The organism is Scandinavium sp. M-37 (genome assembly GCF_043558715.1).
Taxonomy (GTDB): domain Bacteria; phylum Pseudomonadota; class Gammaproteobacteria; order Enterobacterales; family Enterobacteriaceae; genus Scandinavium; species Scandinavium vulneris_A.
Window position 1 is genome coordinate 185,023 of sequence record NZ_JBIGIN010000003.1, and the last position, 22,789, is coordinate 207,811.

The 22,789-nt window shown below is 54.0% G+C and carries 22 protein-coding genes and 3 tRNA genes; 8 read left to right on the forward strand and 17 right to left on the reverse strand.

What is annotated here, in order from left to right; all coding sequences use genetic code 11:
- The first annotated feature begins 187 nt into the window (after nucleotides 1-187).
- Together ACG0Z5_RS04120 and ACG0Z5_RS04125 are read left to right on the forward strand one after the other, a co-directional pair.
- Complete coding sequence (locus ACG0Z5_RS04120) at nucleotides 188-694, forward strand: non-heme ferritin-like protein (protein WP_319627798.1); 507 nt, start codon at nucleotides 188-190, stop codon at nucleotides 692-694.
- A 167-nt stretch (nucleotides 695-861) separates the two neighbouring features.
- Entirely contained in the window at nucleotides 862-2,205 is a 1,344-nt protein-coding gene (locus ACG0Z5_RS04125; protein ID WP_319627797.1) for an anaerobic C4-dicarboxylate transporter, read from the forward strand.
- 69 nt (nucleotides 2,206-2,274) lie between these two features.
- Here ACG0Z5_RS04125 and ACG0Z5_RS04130 read toward each other — a convergent pair whose 3' ends face one another.
- Nucleotides 2,275-2,529 carry a DUF2766 family protein gene (locus ACG0Z5_RS04130; RefSeq protein WP_319627796.1) on the reverse strand — a complete coding sequence of 85 codons (255 nt, stop codon included), beginning with the start codon at nucleotides 2,527-2,529 and terminating at the stop codon, nucleotides 2,275-2,277.
- A 136-nt stretch (nucleotides 2,530-2,665) separates the two neighbouring features.
- Between ACG0Z5_RS04130 and ACG0Z5_RS04135 the strand changes: the two genes are divergently transcribed.
- Nucleotides 2,666-4,087 carry an MFS transporter gene (locus ACG0Z5_RS04135; protein ID WP_394445553.1) on the forward strand — a complete coding sequence of 474 codons (1,422 nt, stop codon included), beginning with the start codon at nucleotides 2,666-2,668 and terminating at the stop codon, nucleotides 4,085-4,087.
- 37 nt (nucleotides 4,088-4,124) lie between these two features.
- Here ACG0Z5_RS04135 and ACG0Z5_RS04140 read toward each other — a convergent pair whose 3' ends face one another.
- On the reverse strand, nucleotides 4,125-4,763 hold the full coding sequence (locus ACG0Z5_RS04140; RefSeq protein ID WP_394445555.1) for an RpiB/LacA/LacB family sugar-phosphate isomerase: 639 nt from the start codon (nucleotides 4,761-4,763) through the stop codon (nucleotides 4,125-4,127).
- 249 nt (nucleotides 4,764-5,012) lie between these two features.
- Between ACG0Z5_RS04140 and ACG0Z5_RS04145 the strand changes: the two genes are divergently transcribed.
- The 4 genes from ACG0Z5_RS04145 (at nucleotide 5,013) to tyrP (ending at nucleotide 9,698) form a co-directional block, all read left to right on the forward strand.
- Nucleotides 5,013-7,184: an HD domain-containing phosphohydrolase gene (locus ACG0Z5_RS04145; protein ID WP_394445557.1), complete on the forward strand. Its 2,172-nt coding sequence runs from the start codon at nucleotides 5,013-5,015 to the stop codon at nucleotides 7,182-7,184.
- A 106-nt stretch (nucleotides 7,185-7,290) separates the two neighbouring features.
- On the forward strand, nucleotides 7,291-7,620 hold the full coding sequence (yecR, locus tag ACG0Z5_RS04150; RefSeq protein WP_394445559.1) for a YecR family lipoprotein: 330 nt from the start codon (nucleotides 7,291-7,293) through the stop codon (nucleotides 7,618-7,620).
- A 193-nt stretch (nucleotides 7,621-7,813) separates the two neighbouring features.
- The gene (gene ftnA / locus ACG0Z5_RS04155; protein WP_319627791.1) at nucleotides 7,814-8,311 is read left to right on the forward strand and encodes a non-heme ferritin; all 498 of its coding nucleotides are present in this window, start codon (nucleotides 7,814-7,816) and stop codon (nucleotides 8,309-8,311) included.
- A gap of 175 nt (nucleotides 8,312-8,486) precedes the next feature.
- The gene (gene tyrP, locus ACG0Z5_RS04160; RefSeq protein WP_394445561.1) at nucleotides 8,487-9,698 is read left to right on the forward strand and encodes a tyrosine transporter TyrP; all 1,212 of its coding nucleotides are present in this window, start codon (nucleotides 8,487-8,489) and stop codon (nucleotides 9,696-9,698) included.
- A 42-nt stretch (nucleotides 9,699-9,740) separates the two neighbouring features.
- On the opposite strand, the gene ACG0Z5_RS04165 is transcribed toward tyrP, so the two are convergent.
- The 7 genes from ACG0Z5_RS04165 to uvrY form a co-directional block, all read right to left on the reverse strand.
- Nucleotides 9,741-10,406 (reverse strand): YecA family protein, encoded by a 666-nt coding sequence (locus ACG0Z5_RS04165; RefSeq protein ID WP_394445563.1) that lies wholly within the window; start codon nucleotides 10,404-10,406, stop codon nucleotides 9,741-9,743.
- Nucleotides 10,407-10,524: 118 nt separating this feature from the next.
- Nucleotides 10,525-10,611, reverse strand: a tRNA-Leu gene (locus ACG0Z5_RS04170).
- A 13-nt stretch (nucleotides 10,612-10,624) separates the two neighbouring features.
- Nucleotides 10,625-10,698, reverse strand: a tRNA-Cys gene (locus tag ACG0Z5_RS04175).
- A 39-nt stretch (nucleotides 10,699-10,737) separates the two neighbouring features.
- A tRNA-Gly gene (locus ACG0Z5_RS04180) sits at nucleotides 10,738-10,813 on the reverse strand.
- 150 nt (nucleotides 10,814-10,963) lie between these two features.
- Nucleotides 10,964-11,512 (reverse strand): CDP-diacylglycerol--glycerol-3-phosphate 3-phosphatidyltransferase, encoded by a 549-nt coding sequence (pgsA, locus tag ACG0Z5_RS04185; RefSeq protein WP_394445565.1) that lies wholly within the window; start codon nucleotides 11,510-11,512, stop codon nucleotides 10,964-10,966.
- A gap of 55 nt (nucleotides 11,513-11,567) precedes the next feature.
- Nucleotides 11,568-13,400 carry an excinuclease ABC subunit UvrC gene (uvrC, locus tag ACG0Z5_RS04190; RefSeq protein WP_394445567.1) on the reverse strand — a complete coding sequence of 611 codons (1,833 nt, stop codon included), beginning with the start codon at nucleotides 13,398-13,400 and terminating at the stop codon, nucleotides 11,568-11,570.
- Nucleotides 13,397-14,053, reverse strand: a complete 657-nt coding sequence (uvrY, locus tag ACG0Z5_RS04195) for a UvrY/SirA/GacA family response regulator transcription factor (RefSeq protein WP_319627787.1) — start codon at nucleotides 14,051-14,053, stop codon at nucleotides 13,397-13,399. Before uvrY ends, uvrC begins: the two co-directional genes overlap by 4 nt.
- A 457-nt stretch (nucleotides 14,054-14,510) precedes the next feature.
- Here uvrY and ACG0Z5_RS04200 point away from each other — a divergent pair, with 457 nt between their 5' ends.
- On the forward strand, nucleotides 14,511-14,735 hold the full coding sequence (locus tag ACG0Z5_RS04200) for a DUF2594 family protein (protein ID WP_319627786.1): 225 nt from the start codon (nucleotides 14,511-14,513) through the stop codon (nucleotides 14,733-14,735).
- Nucleotides 14,736-14,806: 71 nt separating this feature from the next.
- Here the strand turns inward: ACG0Z5_RS04200 and sdiA are convergent, their stop codons facing one another.
- The 8 genes from sdiA to ACG0Z5_RS04240 form a co-directional block, all read right to left on the reverse strand.
- A complete protein-coding gene (gene sdiA, locus ACG0Z5_RS04205) occupies nucleotides 14,807-15,529 on the reverse strand; it encodes a transcriptional regulator SdiA (RefSeq protein WP_394445570.1) in 723 nt (240 codons plus the stop codon).
- A 139-nt stretch (nucleotides 15,530-15,668) separates the two neighbouring features.
- Nucleotides 15,669-16,421 carry an L-cystine ABC transporter ATP-binding protein TcyN gene (gene tcyN / locus ACG0Z5_RS04210; protein ID WP_394445572.1) on the reverse strand — a complete coding sequence of 251 codons (753 nt, stop codon included), beginning with the start codon at nucleotides 16,419-16,421 and terminating at the stop codon, nucleotides 15,669-15,671.
- Nucleotides 16,418-17,086 (reverse strand): cystine ABC transporter permease, encoded by a 669-nt coding sequence (tcyL, locus tag ACG0Z5_RS04215; RefSeq protein ID WP_319627783.1) that lies wholly within the window; start codon nucleotides 17,084-17,086, stop codon nucleotides 16,418-16,420. Before tcyL ends, tcyN begins: the two co-directional genes overlap by 4 nt.
- A gap of 12 nt (nucleotides 17,087-17,098) precedes the next feature.
- Nucleotides 17,099-18,085, reverse strand: a complete 987-nt coding sequence (gene dcyD, locus ACG0Z5_RS04220; RefSeq protein WP_394445573.1) for a D-cysteine desulfhydrase — start codon at nucleotides 18,083-18,085, stop codon at nucleotides 17,099-17,101.
- Between the two features lie 102 nt (nucleotides 18,086-18,187).
- Complete coding sequence (locus ACG0Z5_RS04225; RefSeq protein WP_394445575.1) at nucleotides 18,188-20,095, reverse strand: hypothetical protein; 1,908 nt, start codon at nucleotides 20,093-20,095, stop codon at nucleotides 18,188-18,190.
- Between the two features lie 361 nt (nucleotides 20,096-20,456).
- Nucleotides 20,457-21,257, reverse strand: a complete 801-nt coding sequence (tcyJ, locus tag ACG0Z5_RS04230) for a cystine ABC transporter substrate-binding protein (RefSeq protein WP_394445577.1) — start codon at nucleotides 21,255-21,257, stop codon at nucleotides 20,457-20,459.
- Nucleotides 21,258-21,342: 85 nt separating this feature from the next.
- On the reverse strand, nucleotides 21,343-21,891 hold the full coding sequence (gene fliZ, locus ACG0Z5_RS04235) for a flagella biosynthesis regulatory protein FliZ (protein WP_394445579.1): 549 nt from the start codon (nucleotides 21,889-21,891) through the stop codon (nucleotides 21,343-21,345).
- A 52-nt stretch (nucleotides 21,892-21,943) separates the two neighbouring features.
- Entirely contained in the window at nucleotides 21,944-22,675 is a 732-nt protein-coding gene (locus tag ACG0Z5_RS04240) for an RNA polymerase sigma factor FliA (protein ID WP_394445581.1), read from the reverse strand.
- Nucleotides 22,676-22,789: the final 114 nt, after the last annotated feature.

Sequence of the window (22,789 nt, forward strand, 5' to 3'; positions counted from 1 at the left end):
CAAGCATGGATATGAGTGAATGCAGGACAGATCGCAGTTTTATTAAATAATCATGGAATATAATTGCATTAGACATCATGCCGTTAACCTCGGCTTTCACAGAGTTTTACTAAGGTAATATCGAATATTTACGACATCATGTAACGAAGCGTAAATAATATCTGAAATACGGAATAAGGATATTGCTATGACAGTCCCGGGAATGGTTCAAAAACTCAATGCGCAAATGAATCTCGAATTTTGCGCCTCCAACTTTTACCTGCGTCTGAGCGAGTGGTGTTCTGAACAGAAACTCACGGGTACCGCGAACTTTTTACGGTCGCAAGCGCAGTCCAACGTCACCCACATGATGCGCATGTTCGAATTTATGAAGAAGTCTGGCGCCTATCCGGTGGTGAAAGAATCCAAACCCTGTGGTGATAACCGCTGCTCAACCCTCGAAGACCTGTTTCTCAAAACCCTTGAAGAACACCATCAGCGCACCCAAACCCTGTGCGCCCTCACCCTTGAAGCCAGAACCTTACAGGACGACAGCACCCTGCGTTTTTTGAATACTCTGGAAAAAGAGCAGGAGCAGGACGGCGTGCTGTTACAGACCATTCTTGATGAAGTGCGCAGCGCGCATAAAGCGGGCCTGTGTATGGAACAAACCGACAAACATTTGACCACCGTGGTCAACCACCAGCAGCATTAAGCCACCCTCAGGGCGGCGTTGTCCGCCCTAATCGCACAGCCAAAATGTTAACAAAATGTATATATCAGATTGTTTTTCCATCTGTTTACAAACCCGATCTGTCTCTCACTCAATAACAGCACAAAATGTAATGATTTAGACCTACTTTATGGATGAGACGGTGAGACATGATTACGCTTGAATTTGTTGTCATTATTTTGTGCCTGCTGGTGGGAACCCGGTTTGGCGGGATGGGTCTGGGCCTTATCAGCGGGATCGGTTTATTTATCCTGACGTTCGTGTTTGGGCTTGAGCCGGGTAAACCGCCGGTGGATGTGATGCTTACCATTCTGGCGGTAATTGGCTGTGCCGCCACGCTGCAAACTGCTGGCGGGCTGAACGTGATGATGCAGTGTGCAGAAAAACTGCTGCGCAAGCATCCGCAGCACATTACCCTGCTGGCACCGTTTACCACCTGGACACTGACGTTTCTGTGCGGGACCGGACACGTGGTCTACACCATGTTTCCCATTATCGCTGACATCGCGCTGAAAAAAGGCATCCGACCCGAACGTCCCATGGCGGTGGCATCGATTGCCTCACAGATGGCAATTACCGCCTCGCCGGTGTCGGTGGCAGTGGTCTCGCTGGTGTCGATCCTGGGGGCTCAGCACGGTATAGGCCACGCCTGGAGCATTCTCGAAATTCTGACCGTCTCCGTGCCAGCATCCTTATTTGGGGTGGCGATTGCCGCATTATGGAGCCTGCGTCGCGGTAAAGACCTGGCCGATGACCCGGAGTTTCAGGCCAAAATTCGGGATCCGAAACAGCGAGAATACATCTACGGCAGCACCGAAACGCTGCTTAACCAGCGTTTTAATCGGGAAGCGTACTGGTCAACGTGGATTTTCTTCGCCGGGATTGTCGTGGTGGTGTTACTCGGCGCGCTACCGGAACTGCGGCCTACCTTCGAAGTGAAAGGCAAACTCGCCCCGCTCTCCATGAACCTGGTGATTCAGATGATGATGCTGATTGCCGGGGCGGTGATGCTGATGGCCTGCAAAGTCAACGCCGCTGCCATTTCCAGCGGAGCGGTCTTTAAAGCGGGGATGGTGGCGATTTTCTCGGTGTTCGGTGTGGCATGGATGAGTGATACCTTTTTCCAGGCGCATTTACCTGAATTGAAAACGGCGCTAGAAGGCGTGGTGCAAAGCCATCCGTGGACCTACGCCATCGTGCTGTTCCTGGTGTCTAAACTGGTGAACAGCCAGGCCGCCGCCCTAACCGCCGTCGCGCCGATGGGGCTAATGCTCGGCGTGGAACCGAAAATGCTGATTGCCTTCTTCCCGGCGGCCTACGGCTACTTTGTGTTACCGACCTATCCCAGCGATTTGGCCTGTATTGGATTCGACCGTTCCGGTACCACCCGCATCGGGAAATTCATCATTAACCACAGCTTTATTCTGCCGGGCCTGATTGCCGTGAGCTGTGCCTGTGTTGCCAGCTATCTGCTGGTGGAGGCGATTTACTGATAAACACCGGGCGGCGCATGCTTACCGGGATGTCATGCCAACAAAAACGGCGCCGTGGCGCCGTTTTCATTAATGGGTGCTGCCTTCCTGCGGCGTAAACTTCAGCTCTATCAGGGCGATGGCTTTTTGAATCGCACGCTGCGTCACCGGATCGGCGCCTGCCGGGTTGGCGCTAAAATCGATCGCGCGCAGCTGGTTAGCCATTTTGTCACGGACTTCAACCGGGGCGATGACATCGATAACGTCGAGAATTTGTTTAATGACCAGCTGGCAAGCGACAACGTCGGATACCAGCTCATCGTTTTCGGTCAGATTCTGGGACATGATTTTCTCCTTTTTTCAGGGGCGTCATAGTAACCTGAATTTTCTGACCGGAAATCAAAAAAACCTGCTGAAGCATGCATTTTCTTGCTCTATGGTCATCTGAAACAATGATTCATTTTGAAATGGCAGCGTTATCATGAGCGAAAACATCTCCGCAAAGGAGAGCCGTGGTCTGTCCCCCGCCGCATTGCTGGTGGCAGGGGCATTCTTTATGGAGTTTCTCGACGGGACGGTGATTGCCACTGCGCTGCCGGATATGGCGAAAAGTTTTGCCGTGGAAGCCGTCTCACTGAACATTGGGATCAGCGCCTATCTCATTACCCTCGCCGTTTTGATCCCCGCCAGCGGCTGGATTGCTGACCGCTTTGGGGCGCGCAAGGTGTTTACCCTGGCGCTGTTCATTTTCACCCTCGCCTCGGTATTTTGCGGGCTCGCTACCAGCGTCGATAGCTTCGTCGCAATGCGCATTTTACAGGGTGTTGGCGGTGCGTTGATGGTGCCTGTCGGCAGGCTGGCGGTATTACGCACCACGCCAAAACACCATTTAATCACGGCCATCGCCACCCTGACCTGGCCCGCGCTTGTGGCACCGATAATCGGCCCACCGCTCGGCGGGTTCATCACCCGTTTCGCTGACTGGCGCTGGATATTCTTCATCAATGTGCCGCTCGGGCTGGTGGCTATCGCCCTGGCGCTGCGCATCATCCCGGATATCCGCGACGACGATCGCCGCCCGTTTGATCTGCCGGGTTTTGTTGCCACCGCCATTGCGATGGTGAGCCTGGTCTATGCGATGGAAGCATTCGGTGCAGAACAGGGTCGGCGCTGGCTACCCTTTGCGCTTCTGGCCTTGGGCGCTGTGACGTTTCTCTTTGCCCTGCGCCATTTCAGGCGTGTCAAATGGCCGATGATCCGCCTTGATGCGCTGCAGGTGCCGACTTTCAGAGTCACGATGTATGGCGGGTCGTTGTTTCGCGCATCGATAAGCGCGGTGCCTTTCCTGCTGCCCCTGCTGTTTCAGGTCGGTTTTGGCATGGATCCGTTCCACGCCGGGCTGCTGGTGCTGGCGGTGTTTGTCGGGAATCTGACGATTAAACCCGCCACCACGCCGCTTATCCGCTGGCTGGGCTTTCGCAAACTGTTGCTGATTAACGGCGCGCTGAACGTGGTGGCGCTGATGGCCTGTGCTTTCCTCACCCCGCACACACCGCTGTGGCTGACGCTGCTGATTCTGTATCTCGGCGGCGTGTTCCGATCGATCCAGTTTACCGGCGTCAGTACCCTGGCTTTCGCCGACGTGCCGTCCCCGCAGATGAGCTACGCCAATACCTTGTTCAGCACTGCCACCCAGTTAGCCGTCGGGCTGGGGATTACGCTCGGCGCGATTGGCATTCGGCTGGGTGAAAAACTGAGTGACTGGCTGCAGCTCGCGGCGATCCCGGGGATTAGCTTCCGGTTGGCGTTTGTGTTTATCGCGCTAATTTGTCTGGTGGGAATGATTGATACGTTACAGCTGACGCGGGATGCGGGAAGTTCAGTGTCGAAACGGAAACAGTAAGCACTCCGGCGGCATGGTGCCGCCGGAGCTTTCCGCATTACGCCAGCATCTGGCGCACGAAGTCTTCAATCTCTTTATCCTGGCAGTTCTCAAAGAAGCACTGCTGGAAGCGCTGACCGGAGACGGCGGTTTTCACCAGTTCCGGGTCGATAGCGCGCAGGGTATCGAGATAGTTTTCTTTCACCACCGCCGCTTTGACCTGGTTGAGAATACCCGCGTTACGCACCTGTGGTTCTTTACGCTCCGGCGGATAGCCTTCCCCGTTACGACCAGTAAAGGCTTTCTCAAAGATGAAGCGCACGTTCAGTTCTGCGCCCCAGCCAAAGCCTTTAGCGAATGGCAGCGACAGCGCGTTGCCGTTGTTGATTTGGGCAAACAGGAATGCGTCAGCCGGGTCGATGCAGTAGCCGCATACCACGCCGGGGTGAATATTCAGCGACATCAGCGCGCCCTGGCCGGTGCCACAGCCGGTGACCACGAAATCAACCGCTTTAGCGTTAAGCAGAATGCTGGCCATAATCCCTAAATGGATATAGGTCAGGTGATGATCCTGCTCGTCACTCATGCCAACGTTGTACACCGGGAAGCCTTTTTCATCGGCAACACCCTTCAGCTCACGATGGATAATGGCGTTTTTCGCCGCCTGGCTGTTTTCCATCATCAGTGCAATTTTCATTCTTTTCTCTCCTGAAATTCGCGCGGTCATCTGCGCAATGGACAATCACGATGCGTTCACCATAGCGCGCATTAAACGCACATTCAAATTTAATGAAATATTGTTTCATTAATCATTGATGCGGTCACAGTTTTGACCGTTGATCGCCAGAACGCATGATTATTCACAAAATCAATAAATCCCTATCCGGGTTTACGGCAGTTAGTTAGACTAAAAACAAACGACACGATAAAAATCAGGAACCTTCTTGTGCGCTCCGTGCTAACAATGTCGCTCACATTGCTCTGGGTTACACTCCTTTCGTACGCTGGTTTACTGCGGGCTACCCCCATAAATGCCGTCGTTCCCCCCTCCCCCGTTCCAGTCTGGCTCTTCGATGCCGATAATTTTGAATTCTGGCGTGACGGCCACGGCCAATATCAGGGTTACTACCAGACGCTCATTCAGGAAATAAATAAACGCTACGGCTATCATCTCGAACTGAAACCGATCGGTGGGGAAGAGATTGGCCGTCGTTTCAATAGCAACAGTTACGGGCTGTATGCCGGCGTTATCAAAACCCGCGCGCGGGCGCAGAGTAAAATCCTCTCCGCTCGCCTGTTTGATAATGAAGTGCTCGCCGCCAGTCTCAATCGAACGGCGGCTTCCCCGGAAGACCTCAATAATACCCGGGTCATTTTTCGCAAGGACGACGCGACCCGCAATCAGGTGTTGCAGCATTATCCTTTCCTGCATTTCCGTCAGCGCATTCTGGTGGACAGCAGTACCGAAGCGTTTGCAATGCTGCGTAACCGCAAGGCGGATTTTTACATCAACGACGATTCCGAGATGGATGACACACAGCACTACTACACCCTGTCGCGGCCATTCTCCGATTTACGTCTGCCGTCCGTGATGGGGTTCAGTCCCGAATTACGCGGCATGCGCGATAACATCAATCAGCTGATCGGCGAATGGCAGCAGAGCGGCAAGCTGAAAGCGCTGGAAAATCAAAGTAAACGGGACTATCTGGTCAGCCGAATTAATATCACACCCGAGGAAGCCGCCTGGATGCGTACCACCCGGCTCACCCTTTGGCTGCCCAAAAACGAGAACTTTGCTCCGCTGTTGTGGCAGGACAGCCACGGTTATCACGGCACGGTGATGGATATGATCAGCGACATGCGCGACCTGCTGCCTATCCAACTCGACGTGAAGTACACCGAGGATTATGTCTCTCACCTGCGCCAGGACGCGTGGCCAGTGCGGATGGTGAACATTGTCGAAAGCGGTGATGAATCCCAGGCGGAAGGAATTATTGGCCCAGCGCTATCGTGGCATAACGCGTATTACAACCGCATCGATGAGCCATTTTTGTGGGACGAAGAACAGGTGCGCTATAAGCGAGTCGGCGTGATCCGCGGGTCTTTTTCAGCCCGCTATCTGCACCAGCGCTTTGGCACCGACGTTACCCTGCTGCCCGCCGCCTCGATTGAAGAGCTGATCGACGCCGTTGAACAGCACAAAATTGATTTTATTCTGGGCGACCTAAGCTCGCTGGAGGGTTCACTGCGCGGGAATGACCTGTTTCGTGGCGTGCTTAAAGTGGCGGGTCTGACGCGCTCAGATTACAAAATTGTCTCATGGGTCGATGACCAACATCCGCTGCATTCGTTGCTGACGCAAATCCATCGTATTTCAAGTTATCGCACACAGATGGAGCGCCACCCTGACGCCTCCACGCTGCCAGACTTCAGTAAAAATACCTTCAAAATTATCAGCATTGTGTTGTTCATTAGCGTGCTGTTCAGCCTGTGCCTGTTGTGGCTGATGTGGCGACAGATGAAGCAAAGCCAGGCGGTGAGCCGCAGCATCGTCGAGGCGATGGAAAAAGTGAATCGCGCCCATGATGATGAAACCGGCAGCCATATTCAGCGCGTATCCGCCTATTGTGGCCTGCTGGCGCGGGACATTGGGCTGCCGCGTAAAATGGTGCAGGAGATTGAACGCTACGCCTCGTTGCACGACGTCGGGAAAATTGCGGTTCCGGAGCGAATTTTGCGCAAGCAAGGGCCGCTCACGGAAGAAGAGTTCAACGAGATGAAACTGCATACCCTTAAGGGCTGGCGGATCATTCAGGGGCTGGGCCTCGGGCCGGTGGCGGAAAATATCATTCACTATCACCACGAAAAATGGGATGGCAATGGCTATCCGGAAGGGCTAAGCGGGGAGCAAATCCCGATTGAGGCCCGCATTCTGGCGCTGGCGGATGTGTATGATGCGCTGCGCCAGAAGCGGGTGTATAAGCCCGGGTATAGCCATGAGCACGCCTGTTCGCTGATCATCGCCGGAACCGGACGTCACTTTGATCCGGAGCTGATTAACCGCTTCCGCCAACTGCATCCGAAATTCCAGGCGATTTATGACAGCCGGGCAGACTAACGACGGCGGTGGCGGAAACTGAGGGGAATTCTGCGGGCTATTCAGGGAATTGGTTTGGCCTCCTGACGCTAAGATGACAGGATCGGACATCTATGCAGAGTGAGCCATGAACAAACTTCTCCCTGTCGTCGCAGCGATAGCGCTTTCCGCCTGTACGGTACATCGTCAGGCCAACGTCACCGATGTGGACACCACCAGCGGCATTGTCCGTCTGACCTACGGGCAGGCGATGTTGCAATCGGCCACCACCGACGATTATGTGGCCAACGGTACCGCCACCAAACAGTGTCAGCAAATGGGCTACGCCACTGCCGTGCCGTTCGGTCAGCCAGTCACGACCTGCACCGTTACCAGCGGCTCATTGTGCATGAATCAAAGCGTCACAATTCAGTATCAGTGTCGCGGAATGGCCATTCCCCCTAACGCCTATTACTGATTATATTTCACTGCCGGGAAAATAAATCCGGCAGTAATCATAACCATTCGCATCTTATTATTTAATAGCTGCAATGCGTGTTATTCCCATTTGCATTTAACAAAATTAATTATTTATTTTACCTTTTGCAAATAACTTAATTACAAATTATAGTTCCCGCGTATTCCCCTGAGCCTAATATGACGGAGCACCCATGTTAAAAACGGAAATGATCGACAAACTGAATGAGCAAATGAACCTGGAACTTCACTCCTCGCTGCTGTATCAGCAGATGAGCGCGTGGTGCAGTTATCACAGCTTTGAAGGTGCCGCCGCGTTTCTGCGCCGTCACGCTCAGGAAGAAATGACCCACATGCAGCGCCTGTTTGATTATCTGACCGATACCGGCAGCCTGCCGTGCATTAATGCCATTGCCTCACCGTTTGCCGAATATGCCTCGCTGGATGAACTGTTCCGCGTGACCTACGAGCACGAGCAGCTGATCACTGCAAAAATTAATGAACTGGCGCATGCAGCGATGACCAATCAGGATTATCCAACCTTTAATTTCCTGCAATGGTATGTTGCCGAGCAGCATGAAGAAGAGAAGCTGTTTAAATCCGTTATCGACAAACTGTCGCTGGTGGGTAAAAGCGGTGAAGGCCTGTACTTTATCGATAAAGAACTGGCGACTCTCGACACCCAAAATTAATTCTCGGCTGGCAGCGGCCATCGCTGCCAGCGTTTCTCCTGCCTTCTTCATTCCACCCAGCCAAACCGTAAACCACTCGTTACACCCACTGTAATTCAGATTTGACGCGCCGCGGGATTTCCCCTACCCTGCGCGGCATAATTTGCCGTCTCTATTCTGAATAACAGAGGAAAGCGTGAAGAACCGCACCGTAGGGAGTATTTTAATTGTCGCCGGAACCACTATTGGCGCAGGGATGCTGGCGATGCCGCTGGCGTCGGCGGGAGTAGGCTTTGGCGTGACGCTGATCCTGCTGCTGAGTCTGTGGGCACTGATGTGCTACACCGCCCTGTTGCTGCTCGAAGTGTACCAACATGTCCCGGCAGACACCGGGCTCGGTTCATTGGCGCTGCGCTATCTCGGGCGTTACGGTCAATGGGTGACGGGCTTCAGCATGTTGTTCCTGATGTACGCCCTGACCGCGGCCTACATTAGCGGAGCAGGAGAATTGCTGGCGTCGAGCGTCGGCGACTGGCTGGGCATTGATTTGCCTCCGGCAGGAGGCGTACTGCTGTTTACCGCCGTCGGTGGCGGGGTGATTTGCGTCGGCACCACGCTGGTCGATCTGTTCAACCGCTTCCTGTTCAGCGCCAAAATTATCTTTTTAGTGCTGATGCTGACGCTGCTGATGCCGCACATCCATCAGATGAACCTGCTGACGCTGCCGCTGCAACAGGGCCTGGCGCTGTCTGCCATTCCGGTTATTTTTACCTCGTTTGGCTTCCATGGCAGCGTGCCGAGTATTGTCAGCTACATGAAAGGCGACGTGCGTAAACTGCGACGGATCTTTGTCATCGGGAGCTTTATCCCATTGGTGGCGTATATCTTCTGGCAACTGGCGACGCTGGGCAGCATTGAGTCCCCGGTGTTCAACGCCCTGTTGGCTAACCATGCCGGGCTGAACGGGCTATTACAGGCAATTCGTGAAGTGGTGGCTTCCCCGCACGTTGAACTGGCAGTGCATCTGTTTGCCGATCTGGCGCTGGCCACCTCGTTCCTCGGTGTGGCGCTGGGGCTGTTTGATTATCTGGCCGATTTGTTCCAGCGTAAAAACAGCGTCGGCGGACGCCTGCAAACCGGGGCGATCACCTTCTTACCGCCGGTGGCGTTTGCGCTGTTCTACCCTCGTGGTTTCGTGATGGCCCTCGGCTACGCCGGGGTAGCGCTGGCGGTACTGGCGCTGATCGTGCCTTCGTTACTGACCCTGAAAAGCCGTCAACAGCACCCGCATGCGGCTTACCGTGTCGCGGGTGGCACCCCGGCCCTCTGGCTGGTCTTCAGCTGTGGTGTTGCGGTGATTCTGGTACAAATCGCGATTGCCACCGGGATGCTTCCGTCAGTGGGCTAACGCCAGAGACAAAAAAGGCCCTTTCGGGCCTTTTTTCTTCACTTATTTCAGACAGCAGCTTTTGTATTTCTTACCGCTACCGCATGGGCAAGGATCGTTGCGACCAATCTTGCTCTCATTCTTAACCGGCTGTTTAACCGGGGCCAGCTGCGGGTTATCCAGCCAGTAATGGCACAGCGTGATGGCAGCCGGGGTCAGCAAATCTACGCTTGCCACAAACTCTTCGGCGCTCAACTCGTCGAGGCTCTCGAACTTTTCTTCGCTGCCGTGCAGGGCAATTGCATCTAACTGCGGCTGTAAATCTTCCGGCAACGCCGACCAATCGCTTAACCCCACACCGCGCATATAGCCAAAACACCACTCTTCAACGATGGTGATTTCCTGCCCTTCTTCTTCACGGGTACCAAACAGCGGTTCGTACTGATCAGGGTAATCGCCCAGACGCTCGCCGATGTCATCCATGTGCTGCAGCGTCAGGTTGACGAAACGGTCACGCTCGCGATCGTTGGCCCAACGTGGCACGTGCTCTGCCCCGCCCCACACCGCCAGCATCCACTCGGCAGGCTCAATCTCAACAGGTGAGGACAGTATCGCCGTCAGCATGCCGTCCAGCTCTGAGACGTCCATAACGGAGTGCTCGTTGCCATAGCGGGCCAGGACGTCGTCCAGCCACTCAAGTTCGCTTTCGTTTAACGGTCCGGTTTTCATCGCTGAGTACTCGTGTTGGAAGTGTGTTGAAGATAGAACATCAGGATCGCAAATACAAAAAAACCACCCGAAGGTGGTTTCACGACACTGCTTATCATTGATTTTATTCTTTTTCCCATGGTAGCCGGAGTGGGACTTGAACCCACACAGCGCGAACGCCGAGGGATTTTAAATCCCTTGTGTCTACCGATTCCACCATCCGGCCTCGGGGAATAAAGTGGAGGCGCGTTCCGGAGTCGAACCGGACTAGACGGATTTGCAATCCGCTACATAACCGCTTTGCTAACGCGCCGAAGTACTATCACACCCGCAATTGCCGATGCTTCTAAATTGGAGCGGGAAACGAGACTCGAACTCGCGACCCCGACCTTGGCAAGGTCGTGCTCTACCAACTGAGCTATTCCCGCAGATCAGATGACTAACTTAATCATTTGATTTTATTACCGTCTGGCAAGCTGTGCTGCCGTTCGATGCGATGCATTCTACTTACCTGACGCACTGAGTCAACGTTAATTTTCACCGCAGCGGATCGTTTGATGAAATTTACGTCGAAACGATCACTGTTCAAGCAAATCGCCGCGTGCCGCGTTCAGATACTGGAACATCGACCACAGCGTCAGCACCGCCGCAACCATGAACAGACCAATCCCGGCCCACTCAACCCACTCGTTCGGACGCCACAGCATCCACACCAGTGCCGCCATTTGCGCGGTGGTTTTCACTTTACCAATCCACGACACCGCCACGTTGCTGCGCTTGCCGAGTTCCGCCATCCACTCGCGCAGTGCGGAGATGATAATTTCACGCGCGATCATGGTCGCCGCAGGGAGCGTTACCCACCAGGAGTGATAATGCTCAGCCACCAGCACCATAGCGATCGCTACCATCACCTTATCGGCGACCGGATCAAGGAACGCACCAAAACGGGTGCTCTGATTCCAGCGACGTGCCAGATAACCATCAAACCAGTCGGTTATCGCAGCCACGAAGAAGATCAGCGCGCAGGCAAACGGGGCCCAGACGAAGGGAAGATAGAACGCCAGCACGAAAAACGGGATCAGGATGACGCGAAACAATGTGAGCAACGTAGGGATATTAAATTGCATGGCGGCGGTAACTATCTGTTGTCAGTAAAATTAGCCCTATGTTGCTACAGAGCCCCTAATGTTTCAACGAGTAGAAGATCTTTTCTGCCAGACCGTGCGAAATGCCCGGCACTTTTGCAATATCTTCCACGCTCGCTTTCTGCAAACCTTGCAATCCGCCCATGTATTTCAACAACATTTGGCGGCGCTTCGGTCCGACACCCTCAATAGTCTCAAGGGTGCTGGTACTTTTCACTTTGGCGCGTTTTTTCCGGTGACCGGCGATCGCATGGTCGTGCGACTCATCGCGGATATGCTGGATAACATGCAGCGCCGGAGAATCCGACGGCAGGTTAAAGCCCTCACCTTCCGGTTCGAAGAACAACGTTTCCAGCCCGGCCTTACGATCACTGCCCTTCGCCACGCCCAATAGCAGCGGATGATGCTTATCCCAGCTCACGTCCAGCTCGGCAAACACCTGTTTCGCCTGGCCCAGCTGACCTTTGCCGCCGTCGATCAGAATGACGTCAGGAATTTTGCTTTCTTCAATATCTTTCCCGTAGCGACGGCGCAACACCTGGTTCATCGCCGCATAATCATCACCCGGGGTGATCCCGGTAATGTTGTATCGACGGTATTCCGCCCGTAGCGGGCCATTGATGTCGAATACCACGCAGGAGGCCACGGTTTGTTCGCCCATCGTATGGCTGATGTCGAAACACTCCATGCGCTTCACTTCTGGCAGCTTCAGTTGCGTTGCCAGCGCCTGCAGACGTTGGGTGATGGTCGAATGCTGTGAAAGTTTGGTAACCAACGCAGTGGCCGCATTGGTGCGGGCCAGTTTCAGGTAACGCGCACGATCGCCACGCGGTTTAGTCTGGATATTAATCCGCCGCCCGGCAAGCTCGGTCAGTGAATCGGCCAGCAGGGTTTTATCGCCAAGATTGAAATCGAGCAGGATTTCTCCCGGAAGCGTTCGCGCCTGGCTGCCCTGTAAATAGAACTGGCCGACAAAGGTTTCCACCACTTCACCCGCCTCGGTTCCGGCAGGCACTTTCGGGAAGTAGCTGCGGCTGCCGAGCACTTTACCCTGACGAATAAACAGCACGTGCACGCACGCCATGCCGCCGTTAAAGGCCACGCCGATCACGTCCAGATCGTCGCCTTCGTTAGAAACGAACTGTTTTTCGGTTACGCGACGCACCGCCTGAATTTGGTCGCGGATCCGGGCGGCCTCTTCGAACGCCAGCGACTGACTGGCTTTTTCCATTCGCGCCACCAGTTGATTCACCACCTGCTCATCTTTTCCGGCGAGGAACAGGCGCACATAATCAACCTGCTGGGCATACTCTTCTTCGCTTACCAACCCTGCGACGCACGGCCCGAGGCAGCGACCAATCTGGTATTGCAGACACGGGCGGGAGCGATTGCGGTACACGCTATTTTCGCACTGACGGATCGGGAAGATTTTCTGTAACAGCGCCAGGGTTTCCCGCACGGCGTAACCGTTAGGGAACGGACCAAAGTATTCGCCTTTCGCATGTTTCGCACCACGGTGCATCGCCAGCCGTGGGTGGGTATCGCCGCTGAGGAAGATAAACGGGTAAGATTTGTCATCGCGCAGCAGCACGTTATAACGCGGCTGATAAAGCTTGATGTAGTTGTGTTCAAGCAGCAGCGCTTCCGTCTCGGTGTGCGTGACGGTGACATCTATCTGGGAAATTTGCGCGACGAGGGCTTCCGTTTTACGCGACGCAAGATTGCTACGGAAATAGCTGGAAAGGCGTTTTTTAAGGTCTTTGGCTTTACCGACATAAATAACCGTGCCGCCGGCATCGTACATACGATAGACGCCGGGCTGGCTGGTCACGGTTTTTAGAAAGGCTTTTGAATCAAATACGTCACTCACTGACTTGCTAACGACTCCGCATTGCACAGGCCATGGCGAATTGCCAGGTGCGTCAGCTCGACATCGCCATGAATGTTTAATTTGCTAAACATACGATAGCGATAGCTGTTCACCGTTTTCGGGCTGAGATTCAACTGCTCGGAAATCTCAGTCACCTTCTGACCTTTGGTGATCATCAGCATAATCTGCAATTCACGTTCAGACAAACTCGCAAACGGGGATTCTGTTTTTTCTGGCTCAATCTGACTCAATGCCATTTGCTGAGCGATGTCTGATGCAATGTAGCGCTGGCCGGCGAAGACGGCGCGGATGGCGTTGACCACCTCCTGTGGTGCAGCCCCTTTAGTCAGGTAGCCTGCGGCCCCTGCCTGCATAACCTTAGCTGGCAGTGGATTTTCCGTGTGAACGGTTAACATGATGACTCGGGTATCTGCGGTGGAGCGCGCAATTTTACGCGTGGCTTCAAGCCCGCCAATACCTGGCATATTCATGTCCATTAGCACGACGTCAACCGGGTTGGCGCGGCACCATTTCACCGCATCTTCGCCACAGCAGACTTCACCGACAACTTTAATACCCTTTATATCTTCGAGAATGCGTCGTATCCCTGCGCGCACTAGTTCGTGGTCATCAACAAGGAGGATGTTGATCAAAGGAATAATCTCCAGAATAGGGATAACGCAACTAACTCTAAATTCGCGACCATATTACCGGGTTTTATCTCGACAATGAAAGGCAAAAAATGTGTCGGGTGGGTTTTAGCTAAAGTTTCTGGAAATAAGAATGTACAACCGGTGGAAAGAACCACAAAACAGGGAGATACAACAACCCTATTTTTAAACACCCATTTTCAAAAATTCCTCTAAAGCAGCGCATTTTGCAAAGATGATAAATAGGATTGCAAAAATGTAACAATAATTAACCGAGCGAGAACCTGCGCTAAACAAATAAGCCTTCGGATGTTTCTTGAGAGCCCGTAATTAGGCGTAAGCACCTCTTACCAGAGGAGAAAAAACCGGCACTCCCGTTTTTGATATCCCTTGTGGTATACTGCGCGACCTTTACAGTACACCCCGCGCATGCGCACTGAAATCTTTTACGAGGAAATAGATGAGCACTCCTGAACTTTCCACTGCTGAAAATAATCAACAATTGACCCAGGAAGTTTCTTGCCTGAAAGCGTTATTGGCGCTGATGCTGCAAGCGATGGGTCAGGCAGACGCAGGACGCGTGATTCTTAAAATGGAAAAACAGATCACGCAGATGGAAGACGAAGCTCAGGCAGCCGCTTTTTCCAGCACTGTTCAGCAGATTAAACAAGCTTACCGTCAGTAATTGCCAGGCGGCTGCGATTCGCAATTCATCGCAGCCGTTTTTGCGTCTGACACGCAGAACGTCTTTGGTTGTCAAATTATCCCAATCGCGGCGGCATAACAGGCAATCTGGGTTTTGTTAGGCGCATTGAATTTCTTCTGCATATTCTTCTGATGGAAATTCACAGTATTTTCAGATATCGACAAGATTATCGATATTTCCGCTGAGGTTTTCCCTTCCGCTGTCCACTTCAGAATTTCCAGTTCGCGCTTGCTGAATTTCATTGGCTGCGCCATGACCATCGTATCTTCCAGCCGTAGCAGCGTGGCAAGACTTAGCTCCATCAGAGTTTGCAGCCGCAGCTCGGTTTCATCCTCTGACAAAGGATTGGCCTGATTGCTTTCGCGCGACACCGATAAAAAACCGAGTGCACGGTTTGGCAACATTAGCGACTGCGTAATCCCCCGCCGTAGGCCGTGATCGCGCGCGGCATCCCAGAACGCCTGCGTTTCACTGAATAAGCTTTCACTCCACGGCAGGTGTCCGTTGCGGTAGTTTTCCGCTTTCAACACCGGGTCGATAGCAAAATAATTTTCCGCCTGGTAATGGTCCATCCATGCTTTCGGGTAGGTTGTGTGCAGGGAGAGTTTAGGCCGGGTGAAGGGAACCGGATGACGCACACAGAGCGCGAACCAGTCATATTCCAGCGAGTGAGTCTGCTGTTGCAAAATGGCATAGACCTGGTCTGTTGCCGTAGCAGCATGAAACTGCTGCGAAATATCCTTGCGCCAATGAAAAAAATCGAAATCCCTCATATCTGAAGCGAAAACTCCCTGAGTAATTATCATTCGTATGAATACTTCAAACTAACACATAAATCTTATTTATATATATGAAATATCGTGGAATGCGGAATTATTCTGAAATGGCCTGAGGTCATCAGGCCATTGGGGATTACTGCATCAGGAATTTTTCGAGGAACTGACGGGTACGCGGCTGCTGTGGATTAGAAAACAGGGCTTTGGCTTCACCCTGCTCTACAATGCGCCCCTGATCCATAAAGATAGCCCGGTCAGCAACATCGCGGGCAAAGCTCATCTCGTGGGTCACAATCACCATCGTGCGTTTCTCCTGCGCCAGCTGCCGAATGGTGTTCAGCACCTCGCCGACCAGTTCAGGATCCAGCGCCGAAGTCGGCTCATCAAACAGGATAACGTCCGGGCGCATCGCCAGCGCGCGGGCAATCGCCACACGCTGCTGCTGTCCGCCGGATAACCGTCGCGGATAGCTGGTTTCTTTCCCCGACAGCCCCACTTTTGCCAACAGTTCACGGGCGCGAGTGGCGGCTTCGCTTTTGTTCTCGCCTTTGACAATCACCGGCCCTTCAATAATGTTCTCCAGCACCGTGCGATGGGGGAACAGATTGAAGTTCTGGAAAACAAAACCTACATGCTGGCGCAGAGTACGGATCAGCCCTTTCTGCTGGCTCAGCGGGCGGGCGGCATCAATGGTGATGTCGCCGACACGAATGGTGCCGCTTTCCGGTTGTTCCAGCAGGTTAATGCTACGCAGAAGCGTGGTTTTCCCCGAGCCGCTCGGCCCGATAATCGCCACCACTTCGCCCTCTTTCACCTCCAGACTGATACCGTGCAGCACCGTCTGACCATGGAATTTCTTCACCAGGTTTTTAACGTCGATAGCACTCATTTCGGATCACGCTCCTGGCGGTTAAGCTGGTTTTCGAAATAGTTTTGCAGAGCGGAGAGTACCGTCGCCATCACCCAGTAAATCAGCGACGCCGCCAGATACATGGTGAACACTTCCAGCGTGCGCGAGGTAATCAGCTGCGCCTGACGGAACAGCTCTGGCACCTGAATGGTGGCTGCCAGCGAGGTATCTTTCACCAGGCTGATGAAGCTGTTGGATAACGGCGGTAATGCGACGCGCGCCGCCTGCGGCAAAATTGCCCGACGCAGTGTCTGCCACGGGGTCATGCCGATGCTGGCTGCCGCTTCCCACTGACCTTTATCAATCGAGGAGATCGCTGCGCGCAGGGTTTCGGAGGTATACGCCGCGGTATTAAGCGACAGACCGATCATTGCCGCCGGGATCGGATCCAGTTCAATGCCAAACTGCGGTAGGCCGTAGTAAATCATAAACAGCTGGGCGATAAGCGGCGTACCGCGGAAAATCGAGGTGTAGAAGCGCGCCAGCCAGCGCACCGGCGCGATGGTTGACATACGCATCAGCGCCAGTAAAAACCCGAGAACCAGGCCGAAGAACATCCCGCCGATGCTGAGCTGTAAGGTAAAGACAGCCCCTTTCAGCAGATACGGCAGCGAGTCGATAACCAGTTGGATACTTTCTTGCATTGTGTCTTCTTATTATACGTGTGGATGATAGGCAAACAGCGCCGGAGCACCGCCAGTGTGAACAAACAGAATTGGCCCTTCATCCTTAAAGCGTTTCTGGCTGATGCCGTCGATAAGCCCGGCCATCGCTTTGCCAGTGTAAACCGGATCCAACAATATACCTTCAAGGCGCGCCAGCAGTTTCACCGCTTCCATGCCCTCATCGTTCGGCGTGCCATAACCCGGTGCGAAATAGTCATCCCACAGCGTGATTTCAGCTTTACCCTGTAACTCGAGGCTTTCCGCCACCGCCTGTTGCAGGGTGACGACTTTCGGTTTCTGGTCAGCGACGCTGCGTGATACGGTCACGCCAATGAGTTCAACCTCCGGCATTAACTGTTCTAAGCCCACGGCGAGGCCCGCATGGGTTCCGGCGCTGCCGGATGCCACCACCACCGAAGAGAGCGATACCGCACCTTCGCACTGCTGGGCGATTTCCAGCGCGCTTTCCACATAGCCCAATGCGCCCAACGCGTTCGACCCGCCTACCGGGATCACGTATGGCCGGAACCCCTGAGCTTCAACGCGGGTCGCCAGCTCTTCAAGCTGACGATTCGGGTCGGTCAGCGCGTCACACATTTCGATTTGGGCGTTGAAATAATCCAGCAGCAGACGGTTACCGTTGCTGAGATAGTTTTCAGCTTTGGTGCCAATTGGGTTCTCCAGCAGCGCCACGCAGTGCAGGCCCAGTTTCGCCGCTACTGCCGCCGTCTGGCGCACGTGGTTGGACTGAATCGCACCGGCGGTGATCAGCGTGTCCGCGCCTTCGCGCAGTGCATCGGCGGCCAAAAATTCCAGCTTACGCAACTTGTTGCCGCCCATCGCCATCGGCGTGACGTCGTCGCGTTTCATGAAGATGTCGCGCCCCAGATAATCGGACAGACGTGGCAGGTACTCCAGCGGCGTCGGGGCGCCAATAAATTCCAGTCTTGGGAAACGTGTGAGATTATGCAGTGACATAGCACCTCCTGATTTTCTTTTTATTATGCACACAGTTGCCCTCGAAAATAAGTCCCCTCGTCCTGGCCCGGTTTCAAGGGGGCTTCCCGGCGTGCGATTATCTTATTTTGATTTGGCTGGTTGCAGACTTACGCCCTCGGCCAGACTAAAGCGGACGATGGTTTGATACTCTCCGGCATATCCCATTGGCCAGGTGCAGCGTTTAAACGCCCGGCTGGTATCCCGCAGAAAGATTTGCGTACCTTTGGTATTGATACGCTTCAATTGCCCCATGGCTCCAATGTTCACCTTCAAGGTGACGCGCCCCTCCACGCCCATGGCACGTGCTTTTTCAGAATAGACAGGCAACTTACAATCTCCAAATATTTCCTGTTCCACGGTCAAAGGTTCTGATCTTTCGGGAATCGCTTTCAGGGGCGTTTTGGGCACCGCCTTTTCTGGCGTCACAGCCGTGATCGATTCTTCGTCCAAATAGTCAGAAGGAGTCAAGACCGGGGCATCACTGACGCCTGCTGCTTTAGCCACTGCGGTGGCCTGTGCCGCTTCTGCCAGCGCAGTCGCTTCCACTGCTTTGGCCGCCGCGACAAGCGTTGCGGTTCTGGACACCTCAGCCGCTTTCTCTGCCCGGACGACCTCTGCAGCCCTTGCAACGGCGGCCGCCTTGTCCGCCTCAGCCCGTAGGGTGTTCTCTTCGAGCCGGGTCGCGTCTGCCACCTTAGCCGCCTGCCCTGCGGCGGCGGCTTTTGCCTCTACGTCTGCTTTTGCGGCTTTCGCCGCCTGGGCTGCACTCGTGGCGTTGGTTTTCGCGTCTGCAACGCGTTGCGCCACCTGTTCATTTTCGGCAACGGCGGCCAGGGTCGCCTCAGATGCAGACGTTGCAGCGGCCACTTTAATTGTCGCGCTGGCTTTCGTGGTTTCGGCCAGCTCGGCCGCCCTCGCGGCTTCAGTGGCTTTCGCCGCCGCTACAGCGATGGCTTCGCGGGCTTCTTGCTCGGCTTTGGCGGCCTCTTTCGCGCTGGCGATTTCAGTGGCTTTTGCTGCTTTCACGATTTGAGCGGCTTTCGTGGCGGCGCTCATGTGTTCTGATAGGGCCGCTTTTGCGGCTTTTGCCGCCTCTGCGGTTCTTACGGCCTGCGTTTTGGCTTCCGTTAGCGTGACGGTAGTATTTACTTTTGTAGTTTCTGCATTAGCCGCCGCCTGAGCAGCGGCCAGCGCCGCAGCCGCCTGCGCATTTTCTACCGCTTTAGCCGCTTCGGCTTCCCTTGCCGCCTCCTCTGCCAGGGCAGTAAGGGTATCGTTAATCGCGATAGCCTCTTTGGCGGCTTCCATCGCCTTGTTCGCTTCTGCAACTTTAGCCACTTTAGCGACTAACGCGGCTTCTGTGGCTTTTGCGGCTTCGGCAACTTTAGTCTCTTCCAGCGCTTTAGCGGCTTGCGCGGCTCTGTCCGCCTCTTCCGCTGCCGCAAGGGCGGCCTGAGCAGCACGCTCTGCGGCGGCAACGTCTTCGGCTGCTCTGGCAGCCTGGGCTATTTTTTCGGCCTCTGCCGCTTTCGCCGTTTCTGTGGTCTGTTTGGCTTTTTCGGCATCATTCGCTTTGGCGACTCTGGCCGCTTCTGCCGCCTTAACGGCTTTCGAGACCTTAGCCGCTTCTTTGGCGGTCGCGGCCTCAGCGGCTTTTGCAGCATGTTCTGCTTTCGTGATTTTTGCCTCCATGGCAGCCTGCGCCGCCTTTAGCGTTTTCGCCGCTTTAGCGGCTTCCGCATCGCTTGCGGTTTGAATGGCTTTTGCTCTCTTCGCGGCCTTAACGGCGTCGGCGGCTTTTGCTGCCAATTTGGCCTGAGCCGCTTCCGCTTCCCGGGCCAATTCTGCCGTTTTCACCACCTCATTGATATTTACGGGCTCCGCGTCAGGCGCATTCTCAACGACACTATCCGCTTGATCTGTCATCGACGAGGCGGTTTCTGGCGGGGCTCTGAAGGGAGTGATAACCGGCGTCTCTTGTGGCGGCATGGGGATCACCGGGACAGAATGAGTGGCAGCAGACGTGCCGGAAATAACGAGTATTCCCGTCAAAATGAAATTTATCGGTTTCAATTTATTATTCCCTCAATTGACTATCCCGCTATTATCATGAACTCCCGCGGTTTAACATTGATCGCGCGCATTGAGGGCAAAGGCTATTTTACCCATTTTATCATGCAGTTATAAATATTTTGTATTGATGCACAGTGCTATATTCAGCTAAATAATTCGTTAGCTGAACGTCACCCGGATAAATTGCGTAATCTGAAAAAGTAAAAAGCCCCGATCTGGCGACCGGGGCTTTTTCTTTAATTTAGGGCCTCAGATAACGCCCTTGTGTAATAATTGTTTATTGAGTGACGTCAGCGCCAAACCATTTCTCGGACAACGCTTTCAGGCTGCCGTCTTTCTGCATCTCGGCAATCGCGCCATCGATAGCTTTCAGCAGGTCTTCATTGCCTTTACGCAGCGCCACACCGGACTCCTGACGAGAGAATGCTTCGCCGGTGACGGCCAGGGTGTTGCCAGTTTTCTTCACCAGATCCAGCGCCGCCAGGCGGTCAACCAGAATCGCATCGATACGGCCAACGCGCAGATCCTGGTATTTGGTCGGATCGTCATCATAGGTACGCACGTCCACGCCCTGCACGTTCTGGCGCAGCCACTCTTCGTAGTTGGTGCCCAGACCGACGCCGACTTTCTTACCTTTCAGGTCCGCCGCCGTTTTGATCGTCCCTTCGTTGCCTTTCTTCACCAGCGCCTGAATACCGGACACGGTGTACGGCGTGGAGAAGTCATACTTCTTCTTACGCACGTCAGAAATGGTCACCTGGTTAATCACCACGTCAATACGTTTGGAATCCAGTGAGGCCAGCATCCCGTCCCATTTGGTCGGTTTCAGGTCTGCTTTCACACCCAGATGCTTAGCCAGCTCCTGCGCGAACTCCACTTCGAACCCGGTCAGTTTGCCGTCATCGCCCTGGAAGCTGAAAGGCGGATAGGTGCCTTCCAGCCCGACCCGCAGTGAACCGCGCTCTTTGACCTGGTTCAGCAGATTTTCGGCGGCGAACGTTTTTACGCTTGCACCCGCAACCAGCGCCACGGCCATCAATCCCATCAGAGCCTGACGGCCCATAAATGCTATTTTCATTATTCCCCCGAAAATTCGAATTTTTTTGCAGTGTAAGGCGTTTGGGAAAAACAGCTAATACCCGTGCGCTATATGCCATTCAAATTTAATATATATCAGAGGTTGCCTGATACGCGAACTTCTGCGTTTCCAGCACCGGGCGCAGGCTTTTAAACTGCGAATACTTGCGCAGTGCGATGCGATAATTATTGGTGCTGGTCTGTGGCAGCCACTGCGCAAGCGCTTCGTCGAGTTCGCCGTTCAATTCCGCACGGTCGATTTTCAGGGCGCTAAGATGGTTGCCAAGGCGACGCAGGCGCACGACATATTCGCGTACGGTGCCGGGGCTCATATCAGTTTGCTCGAAAAGATATTGTTTAAAGCCGAGGATATCGAAGAAGTCGCTCTGTTCCTTGCAGTGCAGATCGCCGCAGAAACGGCACAGCGCAACCCAATCAAGGCGTTCCTGCAACCAGTCGGCTTCATCCATCAGCGTATCAAGGCGGGAAATGGCGATTTTGTTGACGATTTCGCCCCGACGCACCAGCGTAATGCGATCGAGCATTTTATGGCAGTGGGCGCAATGCGTCTGGCTGTGTTTAAAGTCTTTAAGATAGCGGCTTAAAGGCCGTCTTTTTACCTGCTGCACCGTCATGATAACTCCTGGTAGTCAATGCTATGTGCGGCATTTCTCCAGGCATGACAGCTTAACCGCCTTCCTGGTACCGACCCAGTTTTGTACGCAACCGCTTGATGGCCTGGCTGTGAAGCTGGCTGACGCGTGACTCCCCCACTTCCAGCACCGCACCAATCTCTTTCAGATTGAGCTCTTCCTGGTAGTAGAGCGTCAGCACCAGCTGCTCACGTTCCGGTAAGGCTTCAATCGCCTCCATCACGCGCTGGCGCAGGTTGCCCTCCATCAACAGATGAAGCGGGTTCTCCTGCTGGTTCTCTTCAGTCACCAACTCGATACTGTCGCCGTGCTCTTCCCGCCATTCGTCGTAGGAGAAAAGCTGGCTGTTATTGGTATCCAGCAGCATCTGTCGATAGTCTTCGACAGCAATCCCAAGACGCTGAGCGACCTCTGTTTCCGTCGCGTTACGTCCCAGTTCCTGTTCCAGCTGACCCATCGCCTGCGCGACTTCTCGGGCATTACGGCGCACGCTTCGCGGCACCCAATCCCGGCTGCGCAATTCGTCCAGCATCGCGCCACGTATGCGTTGAACGGCATAAGTGGTAAATGCTGTGCCTTGCAGAGCATCGTAACGTTCGACGGCATTCAACAACCCAATGCCGCCCGCCTGAAGCAGATCGTCCAGTTCCACGCTCGCGGGCAGGCGCACCTGAAGGCGCAATGCTTCGTGTCGCACCAGAGGTACATAACGCTGCCACAGCGAGTGTTTATCCATTACACCTTCAGCGGTATAGAGTGAATTCACGATAAACAGCCCTGCAATAGTTGAGTTATCGGCATGATTATCCGTTTCTGGAGGGGTTTTAATCGACGGAATAGTGGCTAAAAGGAGGGGTTATTTGCAGAGTTAAGTAAAACG